Annotated in this window: 22 protein-coding genes; 14 read left to right on the top strand and 8 right to left on the bottom strand. The window is 52.2% G+C overall.

What is annotated here, in order from left to right:
• Positions 1-87: 87 nt before the first annotated feature.
• From PS053_RS10730 to PS053_RS10750, 5 genes are all read left to right on the top strand, one after another.
• Complete coding sequence (locus PS053_RS10730) at positions 88-717, top strand: OB-fold-containig protein (protein ID WP_000600173.1); 630 nt, start codon at positions 88-90, stop codon at positions 715-717.
• A gap of 26 nt (positions 718-743) precedes the next feature.
• Entirely contained in the window at positions 744-2,405 is a 1,662-nt protein-coding gene (locus tag PS053_RS10735) for a flotillin family protein (protein WP_059270839.1), read from the top strand.
• Positions 2,406-2,643: 238 nt separating this feature from the next.
• Entirely contained in the window at positions 2,644-2,703 is a 60-nt protein-coding gene (locus PS053_RS10740) for a type I toxin-antitoxin system Ibs family toxin (RefSeq protein ID WP_001387081.1), read from the top strand.
• A gap of 316 nt (positions 2,704-3,019) precedes the next feature.
• Complete coding sequence (locus PS053_RS10745; RefSeq protein WP_071821827.1) at positions 3,020-3,079, top strand: type I toxin-antitoxin system Ibs family toxin; 60 nt, start codon at positions 3,020-3,022, stop codon at positions 3,077-3,079.
• A 316-nt stretch (positions 3,080-3,395) separates the two neighbouring features.
• Positions 3,396-3,455: a type I toxin-antitoxin system Ibs family toxin gene (locus PS053_RS10750; protein ID WP_100733770.1), complete on the top strand. Its 60-nt coding sequence runs from the start codon at positions 3,396-3,398 to the stop codon at positions 3,453-3,455.
• Between the two features lie 119 nt (positions 3,456-3,574).
• Here the strand turns inward: PS053_RS10750 and hldE are convergent, their stop codons facing one another.
• The 3 genes from hldE to ygiF are packed head-to-tail and all read right to left on the bottom strand — an operon-like array spanning position 3,575 to position 9,220.
• Positions 3,575-5,008: a bifunctional D-glycero-beta-D-manno-heptose-7-phosphate kinase/D-glycero-beta-D-manno-heptose 1-phosphate adenylyltransferase HldE gene (gene hldE, locus PS053_RS10755; protein ID WP_000869166.1), complete on the bottom strand. Its 1,434-nt coding sequence runs from the start codon at positions 5,006-5,008 to the stop codon at positions 3,575-3,577.
• 47 nt (positions 5,009-5,055) lie between these two features.
• On the bottom strand, positions 5,056-7,896 hold the full coding sequence (gene glnE, locus PS053_RS10760) for a bifunctional [glutamate--ammonia ligase]-adenylyl-L-tyrosine phosphorylase/[glutamate--ammonia-ligase] adenylyltransferase (protein WP_059235412.1): 2,841 nt from the start codon (positions 7,894-7,896) through the stop codon (positions 5,056-5,058).
• 22 nt (positions 7,897-7,918) lie between these two features.
• Positions 7,919-9,220, bottom strand: coding sequence for an inorganic triphosphatase (gene ygiF, locus PS053_RS10765; protein WP_059216448.1), 1,302 nt, complete (start codon positions 9,218-9,220; stop codon positions 7,919-7,921).
• 241 nt (positions 9,221-9,461) lie between these two features.
• Here ygiF and PS053_RS10770 point away from each other — a divergent pair, with 241 nt between their 5' ends.
• On the top strand, positions 9,462-10,082 hold the full coding sequence (locus tag PS053_RS10770) for a TIGR04211 family SH3 domain-containing protein (RefSeq protein ID WP_059218151.1): 621 nt from the start codon (positions 9,462-9,464) through the stop codon (positions 10,080-10,082).
• A gap of 63 nt (positions 10,083-10,145) precedes the next feature.
• Positions 10,146-11,384 (top strand): fused tRNA nucleotidyltransferase/2',3'-cyclic phosphodiesterase/2' nucleotidase/phosphatase Cca, encoded by a 1,239-nt coding sequence (gene cca, locus PS053_RS10775; RefSeq protein ID WP_059218152.1) that lies wholly within the window; start codon positions 10,146-10,148, stop codon positions 11,382-11,384.
• A gap of 181 nt (positions 11,385-11,565) precedes the next feature.
• Here cca and bacA read toward each other — a convergent pair whose 3' ends face one another.
• Positions 11,566-12,387, bottom strand: a complete 822-nt coding sequence (gene bacA, locus PS053_RS10780; RefSeq protein ID WP_024164710.1) for an undecaprenyl-diphosphate phosphatase — start codon at positions 12,385-12,387, stop codon at positions 11,566-11,568.
• Positions 12,388-12,477: 90 nt separating this feature from the next.
• The gene (folB, locus tag PS053_RS10785) at positions 12,478-12,846 is read right to left on the bottom strand and encodes a bifunctional dihydroneopterin aldolase/7,8-dihydroneopterin epimerase (RefSeq protein WP_010320576.1); all 369 of its coding nucleotides are present in this window, start codon (positions 12,844-12,846) and stop codon (positions 12,478-12,480) included.
• Between the two features lie 104 nt (positions 12,847-12,950).
• On the opposite strand from folB, the gene plsY reads away from it, so the two are divergent.
• On the top strand, positions 12,951-13,568 hold the full coding sequence (gene plsY / locus PS053_RS10790) for a glycerol-3-phosphate 1-O-acyltransferase PlsY (RefSeq protein WP_001272802.1): 618 nt from the start codon (positions 12,951-12,953) through the stop codon (positions 13,566-13,568).
• 12 nt (positions 13,569-13,580) lie between these two features.
• On the opposite strand, the gene ttdR is transcribed toward plsY, so the two are convergent.
• Complete coding sequence (ttdR, locus tag PS053_RS10795) at positions 13,581-14,513, bottom strand: L-tartrate utilization transcriptional activator TtdR (protein ID WP_256878892.1); 933 nt, start codon at positions 14,511-14,513, stop codon at positions 13,581-13,583.
• A 206-nt stretch (positions 14,514-14,719) separates the two neighbouring features.
• On the opposite strand from ttdR, the gene ttdA reads away from it, so the two are divergent.
• Genes ttdA through ttdT form a run of 3 tightly spaced genes read left to right on the top strand, consistent with a single transcriptional unit; the run spans position 14,720 to position 17,741 of the window.
• Positions 14,720-15,628, top strand: a complete 909-nt coding sequence (gene ttdA, locus PS053_RS10800; RefSeq protein ID WP_001287669.1) for a L(+)-tartrate dehydratase subunit alpha — start codon at positions 14,720-14,722, stop codon at positions 15,626-15,628.
• Positions 15,625-16,230: a L(+)-tartrate dehydratase subunit beta gene (ttdB, locus tag PS053_RS10805; RefSeq protein ID WP_256878820.1), complete on the top strand. Its 606-nt coding sequence runs from the start codon at positions 15,625-15,627 to the stop codon at positions 16,228-16,230. The genes ttdA and ttdB overlap by 4 nt, the downstream gene beginning before the upstream one ends.
• Before the next feature lie 47 nt (positions 16,231-16,277).
• Positions 16,278-17,741, top strand: coding sequence for an L-tartrate/succinate antiporter (gene ttdT, locus PS053_RS10810; RefSeq protein ID WP_256878819.1), 1,464 nt, complete (start codon positions 16,278-16,280; stop codon positions 17,739-17,741).
• 42 nt (positions 17,742-17,783) lie between these two features.
• Here the strand turns inward: ttdT and tsaD are convergent, their stop codons facing one another.
• Positions 17,784-18,797: a tRNA (adenosine(37)-N6)-threonylcarbamoyltransferase complex transferase subunit TsaD gene (gene tsaD, locus PS053_RS10815; protein ID WP_001264378.1), complete on the bottom strand. Its 1,014-nt coding sequence runs from the start codon at positions 18,795-18,797 to the stop codon at positions 17,784-17,786.
• Between the two features lie 237 nt (positions 18,798-19,034).
• Between tsaD and rpsU the strand changes: the two genes are divergently transcribed.
• The 3 genes from rpsU to rpoD all read left to right on the top strand — a co-directional run bounded on the left by rpsU (position 19,035) and on the right by rpoD (position 23,142).
• Complete coding sequence (gene rpsU, locus PS053_RS10820; RefSeq protein ID WP_001144069.1) at positions 19,035-19,250, top strand: 30S ribosomal protein S21; 216 nt, start codon at positions 19,035-19,037, stop codon at positions 19,248-19,250.
• Positions 19,251-19,360: 110 nt separating this feature from the next.
• The gene (gene dnaG, locus PS053_RS10825; RefSeq protein ID WP_256878818.1) at positions 19,361-21,106 is read left to right on the top strand and encodes a DNA primase; all 1,746 of its coding nucleotides are present in this window, start codon (positions 19,361-19,363) and stop codon (positions 21,104-21,106) included.
• 194 nt (positions 21,107-21,300) lie between these two features.
• The gene (rpoD, locus tag PS053_RS10830) at positions 21,301-23,142 is read left to right on the top strand and encodes an RNA polymerase sigma factor RpoD (protein ID WP_000437385.1); all 1,842 of its coding nucleotides are present in this window, start codon (positions 21,301-21,303) and stop codon (positions 23,140-23,142) included.
• Positions 23,143-23,221: 79 nt separating this feature from the next.
• Here the strand turns inward: rpoD and mug are convergent, their stop codons facing one another.
• Positions 23,222-23,728, bottom strand: coding sequence for a G/U mismatch-specific DNA glycosylase (mug, locus tag PS053_RS10835; protein ID WP_000245810.1), 507 nt, complete (start codon positions 23,726-23,728; stop codon positions 23,222-23,224).
• Positions 23,729-23,778: the final 50 nt, after the last annotated feature.

Raw genomic sequence — 23,778 nt, forward strand, 5'->3', positions numbered from 1 at the left:
GTTATGTTATTATTAAAAAGTAAAATACAAGCAAAGAAATTATAATATAACGAACGATGCGTCACTAAATGGACAACGGAGTGACATATGATTTTATTTTCCGATTACAACACCCCGTACCTCTTTGCTATTTCCTTTGTACTGTTAATTGGTCTGCTGGAAATTATTGCCATCATCTGTGGTCATATGCTCTCCGGCGCTATTGATGCACATCTTGATCATTATGATTCCATCACCACAGGTAATATTAGCCAGGCGCTTCATTATCTCCATATTGGAAGATTGCCAGCTCTCGTCGTCCTCTGTCTGTTGGCCAGTTTTTTCGGTCTCATTGGCATTCTCCTGCAACATGTCTGCATCATGGTTTGTCAAACTCCGCTCACGAACCTGTTCGTTGTTCCTGTGAGCTTGCTGCTTGCCACTATTGCCGTTCATTATATTGGTAAGGTGATCGCGCCATGGCTTCCTCGCGATCATAGCTCTGCCATCACAGAAGAAGAATATATTGGCAGCATGGCGTTAATTACCGGTCATCAGGCAACATCTGGAACGCCCTGTGAAGGAAAACTCACCGATCAATTCGGTCAAATTCACTATTTATTGCTGGAGCCCGAAGAAGGGAAAACTTTTAATAAAGGTGACAGGGTTTTAATTATTTGCCGACTTTCTGCAACACGGTATTTGGCTGAAAACAATCCCTGGCCAAATATATTGTAAATATTTAATCAAAAGGAAATTTAATAATGGATGATATTGTTAATTTAGTGCCGTCATGGATGTTTATGGCGATTGTTACCGTATGCGTTCTGTTTATTATCGGTATTATTTTCGCGCGGCTTTATCGTCGGGCATCCGCCGAACAGGCATTTGTGCGTACCGGGTTAGGTGGACAAAAAGTGGTTATGAGCGGCGGCGCAATTGTTATGCCGATTTTCCATGAAATCATTCCTATCAATATGAACACCCTGAAACTGGAAGTCAGTCGCTCGACAATCGATAGTCTGATTACCAAAGATCGTATGCGTGTCGATGTGGTAGTCGCTTTCTTTGTGCGAGTTAAACCGTCGGTAGAAGGTATAGCCACAGCCGCCCAGACACTGGGGCAACGAACGCTATCACCGGAAGATTTACGTATGCTGGTCGAAGATAAATTCGTTGATGCCCTGCGCGCCACCGCGGCGCAAATGACTATGCATGAGTTACAGGATACCCGCGAAAACTTTGTTCAGGGCGTGCAAAATACGGTTGCAGAAGACCTGTCGAAAAACGGTCTTGAGCTCGAGAGCGTGTCACTCACCAACTTCAACCAAACCTCGAAAGAACATTTCAATCCGAATAACGCTTTCGATGCCGAAGGTCTGACAAAATTAACCCAGGAAACGGAACGTCGTCGTCGCGAACGTAACGAAGTTGAACAGGATGTAGAAGTTGCAGTGCGTGAGAAAAACCGTGATGCGCTGTCGCGGAAGCTAGAAATTGAGCAACAAGAAGCGTTTATGACGCTTGAGCAGGAACAACAAGTTAAAACCCGCACCGCCGAGCAGAATGCGAAAATTGCCGCTTTTGAAGCTGAACGTCGTCGTGAAGCGGAGCAAACACGAATTCTGGCTGAACGTCAAATTCAGGAAACCGAAATCGACCGTGAACAGGCCGTCCGCTCCAGAAAAGTTGAGGCAGAACGCGAGGTTCGCATTAAAGAAATTGAACAGCAGCAGGCTACCGAAATCGCTAACCAGACGAAATCGATCGCCATTGCCGCAAAATCAGAACAACAGTCGCAGGCGGAAGCGCGTGCTAACCTTGCTCTTGCGGAAGCCGTAAGCGCACAACAAAACGTGGAAACCACTCGTCAGACAGCCGAAGCCGATCGTGCCAAGCAGGTTGCGCTGATTGCTGCGGCGCAAGATGCCGAAACCAAAGCCGTTGAACTGACAGTACGGGCGAAAGCAGAAAAAGAAGCCGCAGAGATGCAGGCGGCGGCTATTGTTGAGCTAGCCGAAGCAACGCGTAAAAAAGGTCTGGCAGAAGCGGAAGCACAGCGTGCGTTGAACGACGCTATTAACGTGCTTTCTGACGAACAAACCAGCCTAAAATTCAAACTGGCATTGTTGCAGGCGCTGCCTGCGGTAATTGAGAAATCCGTGGAACCGATGAAGTCTATTGACGGCATCAAGATTATTCAGGTCGATGGTCTGAATCGTGGTGGCGCTGCGGGTGATGCAGGCACAGGTAGCGTTAATGGAGGAAACCTTGCAGAACAGGCATTATCTGCCGCCCTTTCTTACCGCACACAAGCACCGCTGATTGACTCCTTGCTCAATGAAATCGGTGTTTCTGGCGGCTCGCTGGCGGCATTAACTTCCCCCTTAACCACAACAACTCACATCGCAGAAATCGCAGAATAAATCTTCAGCTATAAAAATCCTCTGCCTCAAAAAGCCGGGGATTTTTTATATCTGCGTTCCGCTAAAAAGAGCAAATGATCAGGTTGTTGCAGCGTTTTTCGAGCCGACTCGGGGAAGAGAAAACGGCATCCGAGAAAACGTTGCGCAGGGTCTGGCACTCATCAACAATCGGGAGGCAGCAAGGGGCTGAAACGGGAACGCCCCTCCCGAGGAAGGGGCCTTACAGAAGGAAAGGGTTATGATGAAGCTCGTCATCATACTGATTGTGTTGTTACTCGTAAGTTTCGCAGCTTATTAACAGCCAATCAGAGGGGGGAGAAATCCTCCCTCACCCTTGTTCCTTTACTCTAGGTTGAAAAAACAACAGCGTCAAGAAGGTTTCGCTAACACATATCCCTGGCCCAAAAAGCCGGGGATTTTTTATATCTGCGTTCCGCTAAAAAGTACAAATGATCAGGCTATTACAGCGTTTTGCGAGTCGACTCGGGGAAGAGAAAACGGCATCAGAGAAAGCGTTGCGCAGGGTCTGGCGCTCATCAACAATCGGGGAGTCAGCAAGGGGCTGAAACGGGAAAGCCCCTCCCGAGGAAGGGGCCTTGTATAAGGAAAGGGTTATGATGAAGTTCGTCATCATACTGATTGTGCTGTTACTGTTAAGTTTCCCGACTTACTAACAACCAATTCAGAGGGGGGAGAAATCCTCCCTCACCCTTGTTCCTTTACTCTAGGTTGAAAAAACAACAGCGTCAAGAAGGTTTCATTGACACACATCCCTGGCCCAAAACACCGGGGATTTTTTATATCTGCGTTCCGCTAAAAAGTACAAATGATCAGGCTATTACAGCGTTTTGCGAGTCGACTCGGGGAAGAGAAAACGGCATCAGGGAAAGCGTTGCGCAGGGTCCGGCGCTCATCAACAATCGGGAGGCAGCAAGGGGCTGAAACGGGAAAGCCCCTCCCGAGGAAGGGGCCTTGTATAAGGAAAGGGTTATGATGAAGTTCGTCATCATACTGATTGTGCTGTTACTGATAAGTTTCCACGCTTATTAACGGCCATTCAGAGGGGGGAGAAATTCTCCCTTACCCTTGTTCCTTTACTTTAGGTTGAAAAAACAACAGCGTCAATAGGTCTATCCGGCACAACGTGAGAACTGAGAACCGCTTTCCGGTTAGCCTTTTTTATCCTGTTGGATCTTCTTAATAATGTTAGTGGTCGAGCAACCGTCTTCAAAGTTGAGCACCAGCACTTCACCGCCATTGGCCCAGACTTCTTTACTCCCGGCAATCTCTTCCGGTTTATAGTCGCCGCCTTTCACCAGCAGATCGGGCAAGATCCCGGCAATCAGGCGCTGCGGCGTGTCCTCTTCAAACGACACCACCCAGTCGACCGATTCCAGCGCCCCCAATACAATCATACGCTGTTCGAGCGGGTTAACCGGGCGGGAATCCCCTTTCAGCCGTTTCGTTGAAGCATCGCTGTTCACTGCAACAATTAAGCGGTCCCCCAGTTTACGGGCGTTTGCCAGATAGGAGACGTGCCCGGCGTGGAGAATATCGAAGACGCCGTTGGTCATCACCACTTTTTCACCGCGTTTACGTGCCGCCGCTACAGCCAGTTTCAGTTCCTCTTCAGTCATCACGCCAAAGCCGGTGTCCGCACGTCCGCGCACTGCATTTTCCAGTTCAACAGGTGAAACCGTAGACGTTCCCAGTTTACCGACAACAACACCAGCCGCCGCATTAGCAAAGAAGCAGGCTTTTTCCAGTGAATTGCCCGCCGCCAGCGTTGCCGCCAGTACGCCAATTACCGTATCGCCCGCACCGGTAACGTCATACACTTCCTGCGCCTGGGTTGGCATATGCAGCGGAGCTTTACCCGGTTGCAGCAACGTCATTCCCTGTTCAGAACGCGTTACCAACAGCGCAGAGAGTTCGTAGTCGGCAATCAATTTCATGCCGCGTTCAACGATCTCTTCTTCGCTCTTACACTTACCGACAACAGCTTCAAATTCCGAAAGATTCGGCGTTAACAGCGTAGCGCCGCGGTAGCGCTCAAAATCGGTACCTTTTGGATCAATCAGTACCGGAACACCCGCTTTACGCGCCAGTTGAATCATCTGCTGCACGCTTGCCAGCGCGCCTTTGGCGTAGTCAGACAGAACCAGCGCGCCAATCGAACCCAGAGCCTGATTAATCCGCTCATGCAACGGCTGCGGATCAACACCTTCGAAACCTTCTTCGAAATCCAGACGAATCAGCTGCTGATTGCGGGAAAGTACCCGCAGTTTGGTGATGGTCGGATGCGTCGGCACAGAAACGAAGTCGCATTTTACGTTTACGTCGGCCAGAGATTTACTCAGCGCGCGCGCCGCATCGTCAATCCCTGTCAGCCCAACCAGGCGTGCGTTTGCGCCGAGAGAAGCGATGTTCATCGCCACGTTTGCCGCGCCGCCCGGACGTTCTTCGATGGTGTTCACTTTAACCACGGGCACCGGCGCTTCCGGCGAGATACGGCTGGTGGGACCGTACCAGTAACGATCCAGCATCACATCACCAACCACCATCACTCCTGCACGTTCAAACTCTGGCAGCGTTACTTTCATTCCTGTCTCCTGAGAGATTCAAAATTTGCGCGCGATAATACCATATTTCATTCTTCCACCAGCCACTTCTGCCAGCTTGCCCGCACCAGTTCACGCTCTGCGGTAAAGCAATCCTCCGGCACATGGCCCGGCAACTCTTGCAATGCCAGATGATGAAGTTCATCGCGAAGCGTCGTGTAAGCACGAGTCAGCGCCACCGCTTCCTGCTCTTCCATAATGTCGTTTTGTGCCAGCAGTTCCAGAATGCGCACATTGTCTGACCAGCGCGTTAACTTCGGTTTTTCATGAGCGTAGCGCAACACCAGATATTGAGTAATAAATTCGATATCGGTAATTCCGCCTTCATCAGCTTTGATATCAAAGCGATCGCGATGTTTATTACCAAGGTGAGCGCGCATTTTCTCGCGCATCTCCCGCACTTCTGTTTGCAAGGTTTTACCTTCGCGCGGCAGCGTCATAATCTCCCTACGCACCGCGTCAAAGTGCGCAGTGAGCTGTGGATCGCCATATACCACACGCGCACGTACCAGTGCCTGATGTTCCCACGTCCAGGCCTCGTTTTTCTGATAATCGGCAAACGCTTCTGCAGAAGTCACCAACATTCCTGCCGCCCCGGATGGACGCAGTCGTGCATCCACTTCGTACAAAATGCCGGAAGAGGTGCGCGTGCTGAACAGGTGCATAATGCGTTGCGCCAGACGCAGATAAAACTGTCGCCCGTCGATTTCCCGTTCACCATCAGTTATCGCATCCATTGGGCAATCATGGAGGAAGATAAGATCAAGATCAGAGCTGTAGCCTAACTCCCAGCCGCCCAGCTTGCCGTAGCCGACCACCGCAAAACCACGGCCTTCGCGTTCGTTCAGGTGATTTGGCTTACCGTAGCGGGCAACCATTTGAACCCACGCCTGCTGAACGACGGCATCTATCATCGCTTCCGCCAGCCAGGTTAAGTGATCGCTCACTTTCATTACCGGCAGCGTACCGGCAATATCCGCCGCCGCGATGCGTAACAGTTGCGCCTGTTTGAACTGACGCAACGCCTCAAGCTGTTGTTCTTCGTCATCTTCCGGCACACGCAGCAAATACTGACGCAGTTCGTCACGGTAGGCGTCCGTTGCGGTCGGCTGGTAGAGCGTGTTGGGATCGAGCAGTTCGTCCAGCAATAATGGATAACGAGCCAGTTGGCTGGCGATCATTGGCGATGCAGCACACAGAGAAATCAAATGCTTAAGTGCCGCCGGGAATTCACTGAGTAATTCTAAATAGGTGGTGCGGGTAACAATCCCCACCAGCAAGGCGGTAATGCGCGACAGCGTGACAGCAGCGTCTTCACGCGCGCAGACATCACTTAGCAAATGCGGCATCAGATGGTCGAGCACCTGACGTCCACGCGGCCCGATAGTGCGCTTATCCAGCTCTTTGCGGAAATCGGCTATCAGCGTCAGCACTTGTTTACGATCATCCTCGCAGAGATGCGCCAACACAGGCGTAGTGTCATCTTCCTGCAATACATCCTGCCACAACTCACGCCACTGTTCCGACAGTGACTCTTCCTGAGTTTCGCTTTCATCGTCGCCAATGAGTTCGTTAAACACCCGGCGCACATTGGCCATATGTGCGGTCAGCACCCCGGTCAATTGCGGCCAGTCAGCAAAGTCCATCGCCCACGCCAGCCGCGCACGGTTAAGCTCATCAGAAGGAAGCGTCTGGGTTTGTTCGTCATTAATGCTTTGCAGCAAGTTTTCCAGGCGCCGCAGGAACAGATACGCTGCCCGCAATTGTTCGGCATCGTTTTCAGAAAGCAGATTCAGTGCGGCAATAGCGCTGAGCGTGGGCAGTAAAGAGCGCGATTGCAGCGACGGTTCACGCCCGCCGCGAATAAGCTGGAACACCTGGACGATAAATTCAATTTCGCGAATACCGCCCGCACCAAGTTTAATGTTGTCGGTCAAACCACGACGGCGCACTTCACGGGCAATCATCCCTTTCATGTTGCGCAGCGACTGGATCACGCTGAAATCAATGTAACGGCGGAAGACAAACGGGCGTAGCATCGAACGCAATTCGTTAGCATAGACGCCATCGCTATCGCCCATAATCCGCGCCTTGACCATGGCGTAACGCTCCCAGTCGCGCCCCTGCTCCTGGTAATAATCTTCCAGCGCGGCAAAACTCAGTACCAGCGGACCACTTTCGCCAAAAGGACGCAGCCGCATATCCACGCGATAGACAAAACCATCTTGTGTGGGCTGATCCAGCACTTTAATCAGCCGCTGGCCCATACGGGTAAAGAACTGAGCGTTATCCAGTTCGCGGCGTCCGCCCTGCGTGCAACCATGCTCAGGCCAGGCAAAAATCAAATCGATATCTGAAGAGAAATTCAGTTCGCCGCCGCCCAGCTTACCCATGCCTAAAATCAGCAGCGGTTGCGCTTCGCCCTGCGCATTGCACGGCGTTCCCCACTCACGACAGCAGGCGTCATACAGCCAGTCGCGCGCGGCGACAATCAGTGTCTCCGCCAGATGACTCAACTGCTGCAAAATACTCTCTTCAGCAACCAGCGTCAGCGTTTGCGCCCAGGCGATGCGCACCATAATGCGCCGCCGGAACAGCCGCAGTTCACGCATTAACCCAGCCTCGTCACTCACATGACTGAGCGCCTCCTGCAACCATGCAGCGTAATACTGCCATTCGTCGGCCTGCGGTGGTTCGCTTTCCAGTTCCTTCAGCCACTCTGGATGCGCAATCACGCTGTCCTGCACAAAATCACTGAAAGTAAGTACCGACTTCGCCTGTATGCTAAGTGATTCCTCGGCTAAAGGCGCTGGCAGCCGCTCAACAACGGTCTGCCAGTACTGCTGTAACGATGAAGAGAGCGGCTTCATAAGCAATTTTATCCTTGCCAGATTAACGTTTTCCGCTGTGCAACCAGAACGGTTCCTGATTGTTTGCCTCGTTACGGAAATGTTCAATTTCAATGCGTTTCCCGGTCACAATGGCGCGACGCAGTCCCTGCCAGTTCTCCAGCCAGGCTTGCGCAACAAGGGGATCGTAGTAACCCGCCAGCAGCAGTATAGAGTCGATATCACGCGTCAGGCGCGGCAACTGGTCACGATAGCGATCGCCCAGCGGCTGGCAAAAAACGCTTTTCAGTTCGGCAGCATGGCGGGAAAGATGGATATCGGCAAAGCGTTTAAAAGAATCGCTGATTTTTCCCTGCGCTTTGGCATCTAAAAACGGTTGCCAGGCTTTGCTCACCAGCCATTCGGTCAACGCCAGTTTCGCCATCGCCGTTTCGGTGGAGTAGACCGCCGTCGTGGCAGAAACCGCAGAAGCAATCGTCGCCTCGCATTGGGTCAGCAAGTCACGTAAGTGAGTGCTTGCTTTGCGTGGAACAATGCCGCCGAACAGCATCAGCGTATGACGAACCAGGCCAATGGCTGCCAGCACCTGCTCTTTCGCCGCATCGTTGCCGCGTACCCACAGTTCTTCATGATACTGCCATTGCGCTAACGCCAGCTCCAGTGCCGCTTCCAGCCCCTGTTCCACGTTAGCTTTTGCCGCAACATGCAAAATGGTAGTGGGTTTAATTTCACGCACAGGATTGCCCTGCGCCAGATGGTAACCGCGCGCCGCTTTGCTCAGGCTGCCCTGGCGTAATCCGGCTTGCGATACCAGTTGATTCGCCAGTTTCAGCACTGCACGTGTTTCTCCGCTGAGTAATTCCAGCTCCAGCTCACTGATAGGTTCAGCAAATTCCCCTGCTTTCACCTCGCCCTGGTCGAGGGCAATTTCAATCTGGCTGCCATCAACCTCCACCAGCCATTTTTCGCGATAAAAATCGGTACTGAACAGCGGCTGCACACGGGAAGCGAGATCGGCAGGTAACTCGCCGTTCGGCCAGACTTCCGTTGGTAACTGCGCAAGGTCGAGCGTCGGTTCGCTCAACGCCACGTTATATTCCGGGCGCTGGTGTAAGCCGCCAGTCACTCTCCCTGCGACTTTCATGGTCATCTCATAGCGACCGTTTTCACCACGAATACGCAGGCCCATATCGTGCCCACGCAGCCAGTTATCTGGCGTTTCGTAGTAAATATTCAGCAACTGCACGGGATCATGGTGCTCGCCGCCCAACGTATTGAGATGGTCACGTAACGCCTCAACGGCACTGTGATTAACAATAAACTTTAATTCGATTTCCTGAGCCATGGCCTTTACTTACTGGTTGTGTCACATAAGTGACGATGAACGGCGAACTTAATGCGATCTTTCTTGTCAGTAGATAGTATTTTGCGCCAAATTGCCATGCAACGGGCAATTTGACGGGCGTAAAAGTTTGAAGCAGTGGCAAAACCTGACACAGAGGATTCCGATTGATACCGAATGCTTTGCGTAGCGACACTGATGCCACTACTATCGTTCCACTTTCCATGACAATAACGACAGCCTGATGCCAAAATTACGCCTGATCGGATTAACTTTACTCGCACTTAGCGCCACTGCCGTCTCACACGCCGAAGAAAAGCGCTATGTTTCTGACGAACTGAACACCTGGGTCCGCAGCGGTCCGGGGGATAATTATCGCCTCGTGGGCACGGTTAATGCCGGCGAGGAAGTGACCTTATTACAAACTGACGCCAACACCAATTATGCCCAGGTGAAAGACAGCTCCGGTCGTACTGTCTGGATCCCGTTGAAACAACTGAGCACAGAGCCAAGTCTGCGCACCCGCGTGCCAGATCTGGAAAATCAGGTCAAAACGCTGACCGATAAGCTCACCAATATCGATAACACCTGGAATCAGCGCACCGCAGAAATGCAGCAAAAAGTGGCGCAGAGCGACAGCGTGATCAACGGGTTAAAAGAAGAGAATCAGAAGCTAAAAAACGAACTGATTGTCGCCCAGAAAAAGGTCGATGCCGCCAGCGTTCAACTGGATGACAAACAGCGCACCATCATCATGCAGTGGTTTATGTATGGCGGCGGCGTGCTGGGGCTTGGCTTGCTGCTCGGTCTGGTACTGCCGCACCTGATCCCCACGCGCAAACGCAAAGATCGCTGGATGAACTAAATCGCCTTCTCCGTCACACTGTCTTATTATTAGGAATTGTGAATATGACGAAGGGATGATGGCGTGAAGATTTTTCTGGTCGGTGGTGCGGTTCGGGATGCATTGTTAGGGCTACCGGTCAAAGACAGAGATTGGGTAGTGGTTGGCAGTACGCCACAGGAGATGCTCGACGCGGGCTACCAACAGGTAGGCCGCGATTTTCCTGTTTTTCTGCATCCGCAAACCCATGAAGAGTATGCGCTGGCGCGTACCGAGCGGAAATCCGGTTCCGGTTATACTGGTTTTACCTGCTATGCCGCACCAGATGTTACGCTGGAAGATGATCTTAAGCGTCGTGATTTAACCATCAACGCACTGGCCCAGAATGATGACGGCGAAATTATCGATCCGTACAACGGTCTGGGCGATCTACAAAATCGCCTGTTACGTCATGTTTCCCCCGCCTTTGGCGAGGATCCGCTACGCGTACTGCGCGTGGCGCGTTTTGCTGCACGTTATGCCCACCTCGGTTTTCGTATTGCCGATGAAACCCTGGTGCTGATGCGCGAGATGACTCACGCTGGCGAACTGGAACACCTGACACCAGAACGGGTGTGGAAAGAAACGGAAAGCGCCCTCACCACACGTAATCCACACGTGTTCTTCCAGGTACTGCGCGATTGCGGCGCACTGCGCGTTTTATTCCCGGAAATTGACGTGCTGTTTGGCGTTCCGGCACCCGCCAAGTGGCACCCGGAAATCGACACAGGCATTCACACCTTAATGACGCTGTCGATGGCGGCGATGCTGAGTCCGCAGGTCGATGTCCGGTTTGCAACCTTATGCCACGATCTCGGAAAAGGGCTGACGCCGCCAGAACTTTGGCCGCGCCATCATGGTCACGGTCCGGCGGGCGTAAAGTTAGTGGAGCAACTGTGCCAGCGTTTACGCGTGCCAAATGAAATTCGCGATTTAGCCAAACTGGTGGCTGAGTTTCACGATCTCATCCACACCTTCCCAATGCTGAACCCGAAAACTATTGTTAAATTGTTTGATTCTATTGACGCCTGGCGTAAACCGCAGCGTGTCGAGCAACTGGCGTTGACCAGCGAGGCCGATGTACGCGGCAGAACCGGCTTTGAATCGGCGGACTACCCGCAAGGACGCTGGTTGCGCGAAGCCTGGGAAGTGGCACAGTCAGTGCCGACAAAAGCCGTCGTTGAAGCGGGATTCAAAGGTGTAGAGATTCGCGAGGAGCTGACTCGCCGCCGGATTGCAGCGGTCGCCAACTGGAAGGAACAGCGTTGCCCAAAACCAGAGTGAGTGCGGGGCATTTTGCCGGATGCGACGTAAACGCTTTATCCGGCTACATGTCAACGACAGTTGTAGGTCGGATAAGACGCGCCAGCATCGCATCAGGCATTGATTGCCGGATGCGGCGTGAGCGCCTTATCCGGCCTACGCAATCGTGGACAATTCCAGGCATCTGACACTGTTCTTTACATCAAAAGAACACGACGTACACCGCTGCTGCCACAATAAAGCGATAAATGGCAAACGGGATAAACGAAATCCGCTTAATCAGTTGCAGGAAGGTTTTAATCGCAATCAGCGCCACCACGAAGGCAGTGATAAACCCAACGGCAAACATCGGGATATCGCCAGTCGTCAGGAACCCCCAGCTTTTGTAGAGATCGAGCGCCGTTGCGCCCATCATCATCGGCACCGCCAGCAGGAACGAGAACTCGGAAGCGGCATAACGGCTCACGCCCATCAGCATCCCGCCGGAAATGGTCGCCCCGGAGCGGGAGAAGCCCGGCCACAGCGCCAGACACTGGAAGCAGCCAATCATAAACGCCTGGCGATAAGTCATATCGTCCAGCCCCGGCGCACGCGGCTCTTTCGGCTTCAGGCATTCGGCGGCAATCAGCAACAGACCGCCAACGACCAGCGCATACATGACATTAACCGGGTTAAACAATGACTTAATCGTGTCGTGGAATAACAGTCCCAGCACTACCGCCGGAACCATCCCCAGCAGAATGTGGATCAGCGTTAGACGGCCTTTGCTTTCTCCTTCATGCTGTAGCGGACGACCAAAGTGAATGCCAATCAGGCCAAACAGACGGCGCCAGAACATCACTACCACAGCCAGAATCGATCCTAACTGGATGACGACTTCAAAGGTTTTCGCCGTATCGCCTTCAAATCCCAACAAATGACCGACAATAATCATATGGCCCGTGCTGGATACCGGCAGAAATTCTGTCAATCCTTCGACCACACCCAATATTGCCGCTATTAGCAGCGAGTGCATATCGCTCATCAATAAACCCCTAAATTATAAAAATATACCGCGTGTCCAAACGACAGCAGTATGACCTGGTTATAACCGTTTGGTTTAATAACTGTAAAATTAATTATTTTCTTTCAGATTATTGCCACGCTCAATAATGACGCCAACATTCGCCGCACGCGCCACTGCGCCCGGTTTGCTAAGTTTGATACGCACCCACGGCGAGTTAAAGCGAGTCAACAGCAATTCAGCCACCTCTTCCGCCACGCGTTCCACCAGAGCAAAACGTGCGCCCTCAACGTGATGGATCACCGTTTCTGCGATGTCGGCATAGCTGAGGCAATCCGCCACATCATCGCTTTTCGCCGCTTTGCGGTTATCCCACGCCATTTCGATATCGAACACCAGCTTCTGTTCGATGGTCTGTTCCCAGTCGTAAACACCAATAGTGGTGATTACCGAAAGTTGCTCTATAAATACAATATCCATCACGTCCTGCCTGCTTTTTGGCTAACCGGATACCACTTCCGGCGAAATGTGCGTATTATCCACAGATTCATCGTTGAACACGAATTTTCAAAACGGAACAGCTTATGAGTGCAATCGCGCCTGGAATGATCCTCATCGCGTACCTCTGCGGCTCTATTTCCAGTGCCATCCTGGTTTGCCGCCTGTGTGGGCTGCCCGATCCGCGAACCAGCGGCTCCGGTAATCCTGGCGCAACCAATGTGTTACGTATCGGTGGCAAGGGAGCAGCCGTAGCAGTACTGGTTTTCGACGTTCTGAAAGGAATGTTGCCCGTCTGGGGCGCATATGCATTAGGCGTCAGCCCCTTCTGGCTCGGCCTGATTGCCATTGCCGCCTGCCTGGGGCACATCTGGCCGATCTTCTTCGGTTTCAAAGGAGGAAAAGGCGTAGCCACCGCATTTGGCGCTATCGCCCCAATTGGCTGGGATCTAACAGGAGTAATGGCGGGAACCTGGCTACTTACCGTGCTATTAAGCGGATATTCGTCGCTGGGGGCGATTGTCAGCGCGCTAATTGCGCCTTTTTACGTGTGGTGGTTTAAGCCCCAATTCACTTTCCCGGTCTCGATGCTCTCTTGCCTGATTCTGTTGCGTCATCATGACAACATCCAGCGTTTGTGGCGTCGTCAGGAGACGAAAATCTGGACGAAATTCAAAAGAAAGCGTGAAAAAGATCCCGAGTGATTTCTGGCGGCCCTACAAAACCTGATACCCCTCATTGGGTTTACCCAGACGCTGTTGGCACCACGCCGCCAGAAACTCCACGCAGACACGTAATTTCATACTGCGATAAAGCGGTTCCCGATAGACCGCCCAAATATTAGCACTTTGCGCATATTCCGGTAACACCCGAACCAGCTTACCGCTTGCCAGAAACGGCTGCACATCCCACTCGGAACGCAACATAATTCCTTTGCCCTCCAGCGCCCATTGCAACACAATCTCGCCGCTATTGGAGGAAAGATGCCCACTCACCTTCACCGACTTTTTCTCCTGTCCGTTCCCCAACTCCCATATTCCGTGAGTCATATCACGCTCTTTAGTCACCAGGCAGTCATGACGGCTTAATTCCTGTAATGATTGCGGCAGGGGATATTTTTGCAGATACTCAGGCGCTGCACATAATATTCTTTTATTTTTCGTTAACAGATGTGTGATATAATAATCAGGAATTTCATCGTTAATCCGAATATCCAGATCAATATTATCCTGCACTAAATCAATTTGCCGATCGAACAATTCAAAATGCACCTGCAACTCGGGGTAATTGCGCATCAATTCGGTAATGGCTGGTGCAATATAACTGCGACCAAAACCAAAACTGCAACCAATACGAATCATTCCTTCTGGACGCGTTTTGATTTGTGTGACGTCATCGACCAGCCGCTGATATTGCGTGAGGATTTCTAACGCATGTTCATAGCAACGTTGACCGCTTTCGGTTAGCGCCACACCGCGGGCAGAGCGATTAAGTAGCATCGTTGCCAGCGTGTTTTCAAGGATTTGGATCCGTTTAGTAACAAAAGCAGGCGTCTGCCCAAGCGCAGCGGCGGCGGCACTAAAACTGCCGCAATGGACGATTTCTACCAGTACCTGCAAATCCTTAGCCAGAGGCCATGTATTCAGCATCATTCATTGTCCGCAGTTTTGATAAGCGAAGTGTATTTCGCCAGGCATTTCTATTCTCTGCTCTGGCGCAATATTCATCTTTATTTTCGCGCTGATTCACGAACTGTTAATTACATATTCACGGTAGCAAAAAATATAAAACCACACTTTTAGTGGTAGTTTGTGGTAGTGAATTTTTCCAGACAAATACAAAAACTGGAGTTGCTATGAGCGAATGTAATAAACAACAGGCAGTAAATAAGCTGACAGATATTGTCGCTAACTTTACTGCAATGATTTCCACTCGTATGCCCGACGACGTAGTGGATAAATTAAAACAGCTACGGGATGCCGAGACGTCGGCAATGGGAAAAATTATCTACCACACGATGTTCGACAACATGCAAAAAGCGATCGACCTCAATCGCCCTGCTTGTCAGGACACCGGGGAAATCATGTTTTTCGTTAAAGTCGGTTCTCGCTTCCCGTTGCTTGGCGAGCTGCAAAGTATTCTTAAGCAAGCCGTGGAAGATGCAACTGTCAAAGCCCCGCTACGCCACAACGCAGTAGAAATTTTTGACGAAGTGAATACCGGCAAAAATACCGGCAGCGGCGTACCGTGGGTAACCTGGGACATCATTCCCGACGGTGACGATGCGGAAATCGAAGTTTACATGGCAGGCGGCGGCTGCACATTACCAGGCCGCTCGAAAGTGTTAATGCCATCGGAAGGCTACGAAGGGGTAGTGAAATTCGTCTTTGAAAATATTTCTACTCTCGCGGTAAACGCCTGTCCGCCGGTACTGGTGGGCGTGGGCATCGCCACCTCGGTGGAAACCGCCGCCGTTCTCTCGCGTAAAGCCATTTTGCGCCCGATTGGCAGCCGACATCCCAACCCGAAAGCCGCAGAGCTGGAGCTACGCCTCGAAGAAGGACTCAACCGTCTGGGGATTGGTCCACAAGGGCTGACAGGCAACAGTTCAGTAATGGGTGTTCATATCGAATCTGCCGCTCGCCATCCATCAACCATCGGTGTTGCTGTTTCTACAGGTTGCTGGGCACATCGCCGCGGTACGCTGCGGGTTCATGCCGATCTCACCTTTGAAAATCTGTCTCACACCCGGAGCGCGTTATGAAAAAGATCCTGACAACCCCGATCAACGCTGAAGATCTGCAAGATATTCGCGTCGGCGATGTGATCTACCTGACCGGTACGCTGGTGACCTGCCGCGACGTTTGCCATCGCCGTTTGATCGAACTTAAACGTCCGATCCCTTACGATCTCAACGGCAAGGCGATTTTCCACGCTGGCCCTATCGTGCGTAAAAACGGCGATAAATGGGAGATGGTGTCTGTTGGCCCGACGACCAGTATGCGGATGGAAAGTTTTGAACGTGAATTTATCGAACAGACTGGCGTAAAACTGGTAGTCGGCAAAGGCGGAATGGGGCCGCTGACCGAAGAAGGTTGCCAGAAATTTAAGGCACTGCATGTAATTTTCCCGGCAGGTTGCGCGGTTCTGGCGGCAACTCAGGTGGAAGAGATTGAAGAGGTGCACTGGACAGAACTCGGGATGCCGGAGTCGTTGTGGGTATGCCGGGTCAAAGAGTTCGGTCCGCTGATTGTCTCTATTGATACCCACGGCAACAACCTGATAGCCGAGAACAAAAAACTGTTCGCCGAACGCCGCGATCCTATCGTGGAAGAGATCTGCGAGCGCGTCCATTACATCAAATAACCTTCACGGAGAGGCTCGCCCCTCTCCGTTTTCGCAGGCATAACACGATGAAATCTTCCACTGAATGGTGGCGATATCTCGCGCCGCTGGCCGTCATCGCCATTATTGCTCTACTTCCGGTTCCCGCAGGGCTAGAGAGCCATACCTGGCTCTACTTCGCCGTTTTTACAGGTGTGATCGTTGGACTGATCCTCGAACCCGTGCCGGGTGCCGTGGTGGCGATGGTGGGTATCTCCATCATCGCCATTCTTTCGCCGTGGCTGCTATTCAGCCCGGAGCAACTCGCCCAGCCCGGCTTTAAATTCACCGCCAAATCCCTCTCCTGGGCGGTTTCCGGTTTTTCTAATTCGGTTATCTGGCTGATTTTCGCCGCCTTTATGTTTGGCACCGGCTATGAAAAAACCGGGCTGGGGCGACGTATCGCGCTGATTCTGGTAAAAAAAATGGGGCATCGTACGCTGTTTCTCGGCTATGCGGTGATGTTCTCCGAGCTGATCCTGGCGCCTGTAACACCGTCCAACTCGGCGCGTGGCGCAGGGATTATCTATCCCATCATCCGTAACCTGCCGCCGCTCTATCAATCACAACCGAATGACAGCAGCTCGCGCAGTATTGGGTCTTACATTATGTGGATGGGGATTGTTGCCGACTGCGTGACCAGCGCCATTTTCCTGACGGCGATGGCCCCTAACCTGTTGCTGATTGGCCTGATGAAAAGTGCTTCTCATGCCACACTTAGCTGGGGCGACTGGTTCCTCGGCATGTTGCCGCTCAGTATTTTACTGGTTCTGTTGGTTCCCTGGCTGGCTTACGTGCTGTATCCGCCGGCGCTGAAGTCAGGCGATCAGGTGCCGCGCTGGGCAGAGACGGAACTGCAAGCGATGGGCCCACTCTGTTCGCGTGAAAAACGGATGCTGCTGTTGATGGTCGGCGCACTGGTGCTGTGGATTTTCGGCGGTGATTATATCGATGCCGCGATGGTCGGTTACAGCGTGGTGGCACTGATGCTGCTCCTGCGCATTATCTGCTGGGACGACATTGTCAGTAACAAAGCCGCGTGGAACGTCTTCTTCTGGCTAGCCTCGCTTATCACCCTCGCCACCGGACTCAACAACACGGGTTTTATTAGCTGGTTTGGCAAGCTGTTAGCAGGCAGCTTAAGCAGCTATTCGCCAATAATGGTGATGGTGGCGTTAATTGTGGTGTTTTATCTACTGCGCTACTTTTTTGCCAGCGCCACGGCGTATACCTCTGCCCTCGCGCCGATGATGATTGCCGCCGCGCTGGCGATGCCGGAAATCCCACTGCCAGTGTTCTGCCTGATGGTTGGCGCGGCAATTGGTCTGGGAAGTATCCTTACACCATATGCCACCGGCCCCAGCCCGATTTATTACGGTAGTGGTTATCTGCCAACAGCAGATTACTGGCGACTGGGGGCGATTTTTGGGCTGATATTCCTCGTGTTGCTGGTGATTACCGGCTTACTGTGGATGCCCGTGGTGTTGCTTTAAGGGAGGACGGTGCCGGAAGTGACTCTCCGGCACCGGATAGTTTTACGCAGCCGGTAACTCTGCCAGCGGCCAGCGCGGACGCACGCTGACGCCGAGATCCGCCGTCGCGCCAGCTTTAAACCGCACCATTCCGGCATAGGCGATCATCGCACCGTTATCAGTACAAAACTCCGGGCGTGCGTAGAACACTTCGCCGCGACGCTTTTTCATCATTTCCGCCAGTTTCGCCCGCAGCGTACGGTTAGCACTCACGCCGCCCGCCATGACCAGACGCCTGAAGCCCGTCTGATCCAGCGCTCGCTTGCATTTAATCATCAGCGTATCAACCACCGCATCTTCAAAGGCGCGAGCAATATCGGCTCTCGTCTGGTCGTCGGTACCGTTGTCACGAATGGTGTTCGCGGCAAAAGTTTTCAGACCAGAGAAGCTGAAATCCAGCCCCGGGCGATCGGTCATCGGGCGCGGGAAAACAAAACGCCCGGCGGTGCCCTGAGCCGCCATTTTCGACAGCAGCGGCCCACCTGGATAATCCAGCCCCAGCAGCTTCGCGGTTTTATCAAACGCTTCCCCGGCAGCATCATCAATGGACTCACCGAGCAGCTCATACTGGCCAATGCCAGTCACACTAATTAACTGCGTATGACCGCCGGAAACCAGCAGCGCGACAAACGGGAACTCTGGCGGATTATCTTCCAGCATCGGCGCTAACAGATGCCCTTCCATATGATGTACCGGGATCGCCGGAACGTCCCAGGCAAACGCCAGTGAACGTCCCACCGTTGCGCCAACCAGCAACGCGCCGACTAATCCAGGGCCTGCGGTATAGGCCACAGCATCAATGTCTTTTGCCGTTAAACCAGACTCCTTCAGCGCCTCCTGAATCAGCGGTACGGTTTTACGCACGTGATCGCGGGAGGCCAGTTCAGGCACTACGCCGCCGTAGTCAGCGTGCAATTTCACCTGACTATACAATTGGTTGGCTAACAAACCTTTTTCATCGTCGTAAATGGCGATGCCGGTTTCATCGCAGGAAGTTTCAATACCCAGTACACGCATGACTTGTTTTACCTCGCTTTATTACCGCGCAGTGTAGGACCAATGCGGGTTGATGTAAAACTTTGTTCGCCCCTGGAGAAAGCCTCGTGTATACTCCTCACCCTTATAAAAGTCCCTTTCAAAAGCGGCCGCGGTGCTTTACAAAGCAGCAGCAATTGCAGTAAAATTCCGCACCATTTTGAAATAAGCTGGCGTTGATGCCAGCGGCAAACCGAATTAATCAAAGGTGAGAGGCACATGCCGGTAATTAAAGTACGTGAAAACGAGCCGTTCGACGTAGCTCTGCGTCGCTTCAAGCGTTCCTGCGAAAAAGCAGGTGTTCTGGCGGAAGTTCGTCGTCGTGAATTCTATGAAAAACCGACTACCGAACGTAAGCGCGCTAAAGCTTCTGCAGTGAAACGTCACGCGAAGAAACTGGCTCGCGAAAACGCACGCCGTACTCGTCTGTACTAATTCCCCGAGAGCGTTGCTCTCCGATCAGACCGAGTTGTAGTTGTAAGGCCGTGCTTCCGAAAGGAATGCGCGGCTTATTTTCGTTTATGAATTGCTAAAAATCGGGGCCTATGGCTGGACGAATCCCACGCGTATTCATTAATGATCTGCTGGCACGCACTGACATCGTCGATCTGATCGATGCCCGTGTAAAGCTGAAAAAGCAGGGCAAGAATTATCACGCGTGTTGTCCATTCCACAACGAAAAAACCCCGTCATTCACCGTTAACGGTGAAAAACAGTTTTACCACTGCTTTGGATGTGGCGCGCACGGCAACGCGATCGACTTCCTGATGAACTACGACAAACTTGAGTTCATCGAAACGGTCGAAGAGCTGGCGGCAATGCACAATCTTGAAGTGCCTTTTGAAGCAGGCAGCGGTCCCAGCCAGATAGAACGCCATCAACGACAAACTCTTTATCAGTTGATGGACGGTCTGAATACGTTTTACCAACAATCGTTACAGCAACCTGTTGCAACATCTGCGCGCCAGTATCTGGAAAAACGCGGATTAAGCGATGAAGTGATCGCCCGCTTTGCGATTGGTTTTGCCCCCCCCGGTTGGGACAACGTCCTGAAACGGTTTGGCGGCAATCCAGAAAATCGCCAGTCATTGATTAATGCAGGCATGTTGGTAACCAACGATCAGGGCCGCAGTTACGATCGTTTTCGCGAGCGGGTAATGTTCCCCATTCGCGATAAGCGTGGTCGGGTGATTGGTTTTGGCGGGCGCGTTCTGGGCAACGATACGCCAAAATATCTGAACTCGCCTGAAACCGATATTTTCCATAAAGGCCGCCAGCTTTACGGTCTTTATGAAGCACAGCAGGATAACGCTGAACCCAATCGTCTGCTTGTGGTCGAAGGCTATATGGATGTGGTAGCGCTGGCGCAATACGGTATTAATTACGCTGTAGCGTCATTAGGCACTTCAACCACCGCCGATCACATTCAGTTGTTGTTCCGCGCGACCAACAATGTCATTTGTTGCTATGACGGCGACCGGGCTGGTCGCGATGCCGCCTGGCGAGCGCTGGAAACCGCGCTGCCTTATATGACAGATGGCCGTCAGTTGCGCTTTATGTTTTTACCGGACGGCGAAGATCCTGACACACTGGTGCGCAAAGAAGGTAAAGAGGCGTTTGAAGCGCGAATGGAGCAGGCAATGCCGCTCTCCGCGTTTCTGTTTAACAGCCTGATGCCGCAGGTTGATCTGAGTACTCCTGACGGGCGCGCACGTTTAAGTACGTTGGCGTTGCCGCTGATTTCTCAGGTGCCAGGAGAAACATTGCGCATCTATCTTCGTCAGGAATTAGGCAACAAGTTAGGCATACTTGATGACAGCCAGCTTGAACGATTAATGCCAAAAGCAGCGGAGAGCGTCGTTTCTCGTCCTGTACCGCAGCTAAAACGCACGACCATGCGTATACTTATTGGGTTACTGGTGCAAAATCCAGAACTAGCGACGTTGGTACCGCCGCTTGAAAATCTGGATCAAAATAAGCTTCCCGGACTTGGCTTATTCAGAGAACTGGTCAACACTTGTCTCTCTCAGCCAGGTCTGACCACCGGGCAACTTTTAGAGCACTATCGTGGTACAAATAATGCGGCCACCCTTGAAAAACTGTCGATGTGGGACGATATAGCAGATAAGAATATTGCTGAGCAAACCTTCACCGACTCACTCAACCATATGTTTGATTCGTTGCTTGAATTGCGCCAGGAAGAGTTAATCGCTCGTGAGCGCACGCATGGTTTAAGCAACGAAGAACGCCTGGAGCTCTGGACATTAAACCAGGAGCTGGCGAAAAAGTGATTTAACGGCTTAAGTGCCGAATAGCGCTCGGGAAGCCCCCGACAGCCGCACTGAGAGGCAGCGGCAATGATATAAGTACGCCCTCGTAATTATCGTTGGCGATAAACAACCGTTGAATTTCAGCGTTAACGTCTGAATGACATCCGGTCAGTCGCCCAACACCAACCTCATGAAATAAGTGTGGATACCGTCTTATGGAGCAAAACCCGCAGTCACAGCTGAAACTTCTTGTCACCCGTGGTAAGGAGCAAGGCTATCTGACCTATGCCGAGGTCAATGACCATCTGCCGGAAGATATCGTCGATTCAGATCAAATCGAAGACATCATCCAAATGATCAACGACATGGGCATTCAGGTGATGGAAGAAGCACCGGATGCCGATGATCTGATGCTGGCTGAAAACACCGCGGACGAAGATGCTGCCGAAGCCGCCGCGCAGGTGCTTTCCAGCGTGGAATCTGAAATCGGGCGCACGACTGACCCGGTACGCATGTACATGCGTGAAATGGGCACCGTTGAATTGTTGACCCGTGAAGGCGAAATTGACATCGCTAAACGCATTGAAGACGGGATCAACCAGGTTCAATGCTCTGTTGCTGAATATCCAGAAGCGATCACCTATCTACTCGAACAGTACGATCGTGTTGAAGCAGAAGAAGCACGCCTGTCCGATCTGATCACCGGCTTTGTTGACCCGAACGCAGAAGAAGAGCTGGCGCCGACCGCCACTCACGTCGGTTCAGAGCTTTCCCAGGAAGATCTGGACGATGACGAAGATGAAGACGAAGAAGATGGCGACGATGACGCCGCCGACGATGACAACAGCATCGACCCGGAACTGGCTCGCGAAAAATTTGCTGAACTGCGCGCTCAGTATGTTGTAACGCGTGACACTATCAAAGAAAAAGGCCGCAGCCACGCCGCCGCCCAGGAAGAGATCCTGAAACTGTCTGAAGTGTTCAAACAGTTCCGCCTGGTGCCGAAGCAGTTCGACTATTTGGTCAACAGCATGCGCGTCATGATGGACCGCGTTCGTACGCAAGAACGCCTGATCATGAAGCTCTGCGTTGAGCAGTGCAAAATGCCGAAGAAAAACTTCATCACCCTGTTTACCGGCAACGAAACCAGCGATACCTGGTTCAACGCGGCAATTGCGATGAACAAGCCGTGGTCGGAAAAACTGCATGATGTTTCTGAAGAGGTGCATCGCGCCCTGCAGAAACTGCAGCAGATTGAAGAAGAAACCGGCCTGACCATTGAGCAGGTTAAAGATATCAACCGTCGTATGTCCATCGGTGAAGCAAAAGCCCGCCGCGCGAAGAAAGAGATGGTTGAAGCGAACCTGCGTCTGGTTATTTCTATCGCTAAGAAATACACCAACCGTGGTCTGCAGTTCCTCGATCTGATTCAGGAAGGCAACATCGGTCTGATGAAAGCGGTAGATAAATTCGAATATCGCCGTGGCTACAAGTTCTCCACCTACGCAACCTGGTGGATCCGTCAGGCGATCACCCGTTCTATCGCGGATCAGGCGCGCACCATTCGTATTCCGGTGCATATGATTGAGACCATCAACAAACTCAACCGTATTTCTCGCCAGATGCTACAAGAGATGGGTCGCGAACCGACGCCGGAAGAACTGGCTGAACGTATGCTGATGCCGGAAGATAAGATCCGCAAAGTACTGAAGATCGCCAAAGAGCCAATCTCTATGGAAACCCCGATCGGTGACGATGAAGATTCGCATCTGGGGGATTTTATCGAGGATACCACCCTCGAGCTGCCGCTGGATTCTGCGACCACTGAAAGCCTGCGTGCGGCAACGCACGACGTGCTGGCAGGCCTGACTGCGCGTGAAGCGAAAGTTCTGCGTATGCGTTTCGGTATCGATATGAACACCGACCACACGCTGGAAGAAGTGGGTAAACAGTTCGACGTTACGCGTGAACGTATCCGTCAGATTGAAGCGAAGGCACTGCGTAAACTGCGCCACCCAAGCCGTTCTGAAGTGCTACGTAGCTTCCTGGACGACTAATCTGTAGACCGGATAAGGCGTTCACGCCGCATCCGGTGCTCGTCGCTATACTCAAACGCCATCTTTCCGGTGGCGTTTTTTATTGCCCACGCACCACCAGCGCCTCATTCAACTCCCGATAAGCCTCCACCAGTTTCTCCAGTGAAATGCGGTTTAAACCGCTGGGATTCGGCAACACCCAAATCTGCGTCGAACCAATGACGAGAGTTTGCTTTCCCCACTGCGCGCCTCGCTGGCGGAATCCTTGCTCAAACGCCTGTTTACCCAGAATCGCCAGCGCCTGCGGCTGAAAATTCTCAATTTTTTCAATCAACCTGCGCCCGCCTGCATACAGTTCCTGTCTTGAGACTTCACTGGCCTGCACCGTTGGTCTGTCAACCAGTCTGGTAGCGCCACAGCGATAATCCAGCAGATGCTGCGCCTCCTGCGGCTTCAGTTGCCGGTCAGTAAATCCGGCCTGATAAATAACCTTCCAGAAGCGGTTTGCCGGATGGGCGAACGGAAAACCAAACTCTGCAGTAGAAAGCCCCGGATTGATACCGCAAAACACTACACGCAACTCCGGCGCAAGAATATCGTTAACCATATAAACCCCTAAACAACACAACCGGGGAAAAGTATAACGAATTGAAAACA

Source organism: Escherichia albertii (assembly GCF_028622335.1).
Classification (GTDB): Bacteria; Pseudomonadota; Gammaproteobacteria; order Enterobacterales; family Enterobacteriaceae; genus Escherichia; species Escherichia albertii.

Excerpts from the sequence above, each read along its gene's own strand:
- PS053_RS10730 (WP_000600173.1), top strand. The coding sequence starts at position 88 with ATGATTTTATTTTCCGATTACAACACCCCGTACCTCTTTGCTATTTCC.
- PS053_RS10735 (WP_059270839.1), top strand. The coding sequence starts at position 744 with ATGGATGATATTGTTAATTTAGTGCCGTCATGGATGTTTATGGCGATT.
- hldE (WP_000869166.1), bottom strand. The coding sequence starts at position 5,008 with ATGAAAGTAACGCTGCCAGAGTTTGAACGTGCAGGAGTGATGGTGGTT.
- glnE (WP_059235412.1), bottom strand. The coding sequence starts at position 7,896 with ATGAAGCCGCTCTCTTCATCGTTACAGCAGTACTGGCAGACCGTTGTT.
- ygiF (WP_059216448.1), bottom strand. The coding sequence starts at position 9,220 with ATGGCTCAGGAAATCGAATTAAAGTTTATTGTTAATCACAGTGCCGTT.
- PS053_RS10770 (WP_059218151.1), top strand. The coding sequence starts at position 9,462 with ATGCCAAAATTACGCCTGATCGGATTAACTTTACTCGCACTTAGCGCC.
- bacA (WP_024164710.1), bottom strand. The coding sequence starts at position 12,387 with ATGAGCGATATGCACTCGCTGCTAATAGCGGCAATATTGGGTGTGGTC.
- folB (WP_010320576.1), bottom strand. The coding sequence starts at position 12,846 with ATGGATATTGTATTTATAGAGCAACTTTCGGTAATCACCACTATTGGT.
- plsY (WP_001272802.1), top strand. The coding sequence starts at position 12,951 with ATGAGTGCAATCGCGCCTGGAATGATCCTCATCGCGTACCTCTGCGGC.
- ttdR (WP_256878892.1), bottom strand. The coding sequence starts at position 14,513 with ATGCTGAATACATGGCCTCTGGCTAAGGATTTGCAGGTACTGGTAGAA.
- ttdA (WP_001287669.1), top strand. The coding sequence starts at position 14,720 with ATGAGCGAATGTAATAAACAACAGGCAGTAAATAAGCTGACAGATATT.
- ttdB (WP_256878820.1), top strand. The coding sequence starts at position 15,625 with ATGAAAAAGATCCTGACAACCCCGATCAACGCTGAAGATCTGCAAGAT.
- ttdT (WP_256878819.1), top strand. The coding sequence starts at position 16,278 with ATGAAATCTTCCACTGAATGGTGGCGATATCTCGCGCCGCTGGCCGTC.
- tsaD (WP_001264378.1), bottom strand. The coding sequence starts at position 18,797 with ATGCGTGTACTGGGTATTGAAACTTCCTGCGATGAAACCGGCATCGCC.
- rpsU (WP_001144069.1), top strand. The coding sequence starts at position 19,035 with ATGCCGGTAATTAAAGTACGTGAAAACGAGCCGTTCGACGTAGCTCTG.
- dnaG (WP_256878818.1), top strand. The coding sequence starts at position 19,361 with ATGGCTGGACGAATCCCACGCGTATTCATTAATGATCTGCTGGCACGC.
- rpoD (WP_000437385.1), top strand. The coding sequence starts at position 21,301 with ATGGAGCAAAACCCGCAGTCACAGCTGAAACTTCTTGTCACCCGTGGT.
- mug (WP_000245810.1), bottom strand. The coding sequence starts at position 23,728 with ATGGTTAACGATATTCTTGCGCCGGAGTTGCGTGTAGTGTTTTGCGGT.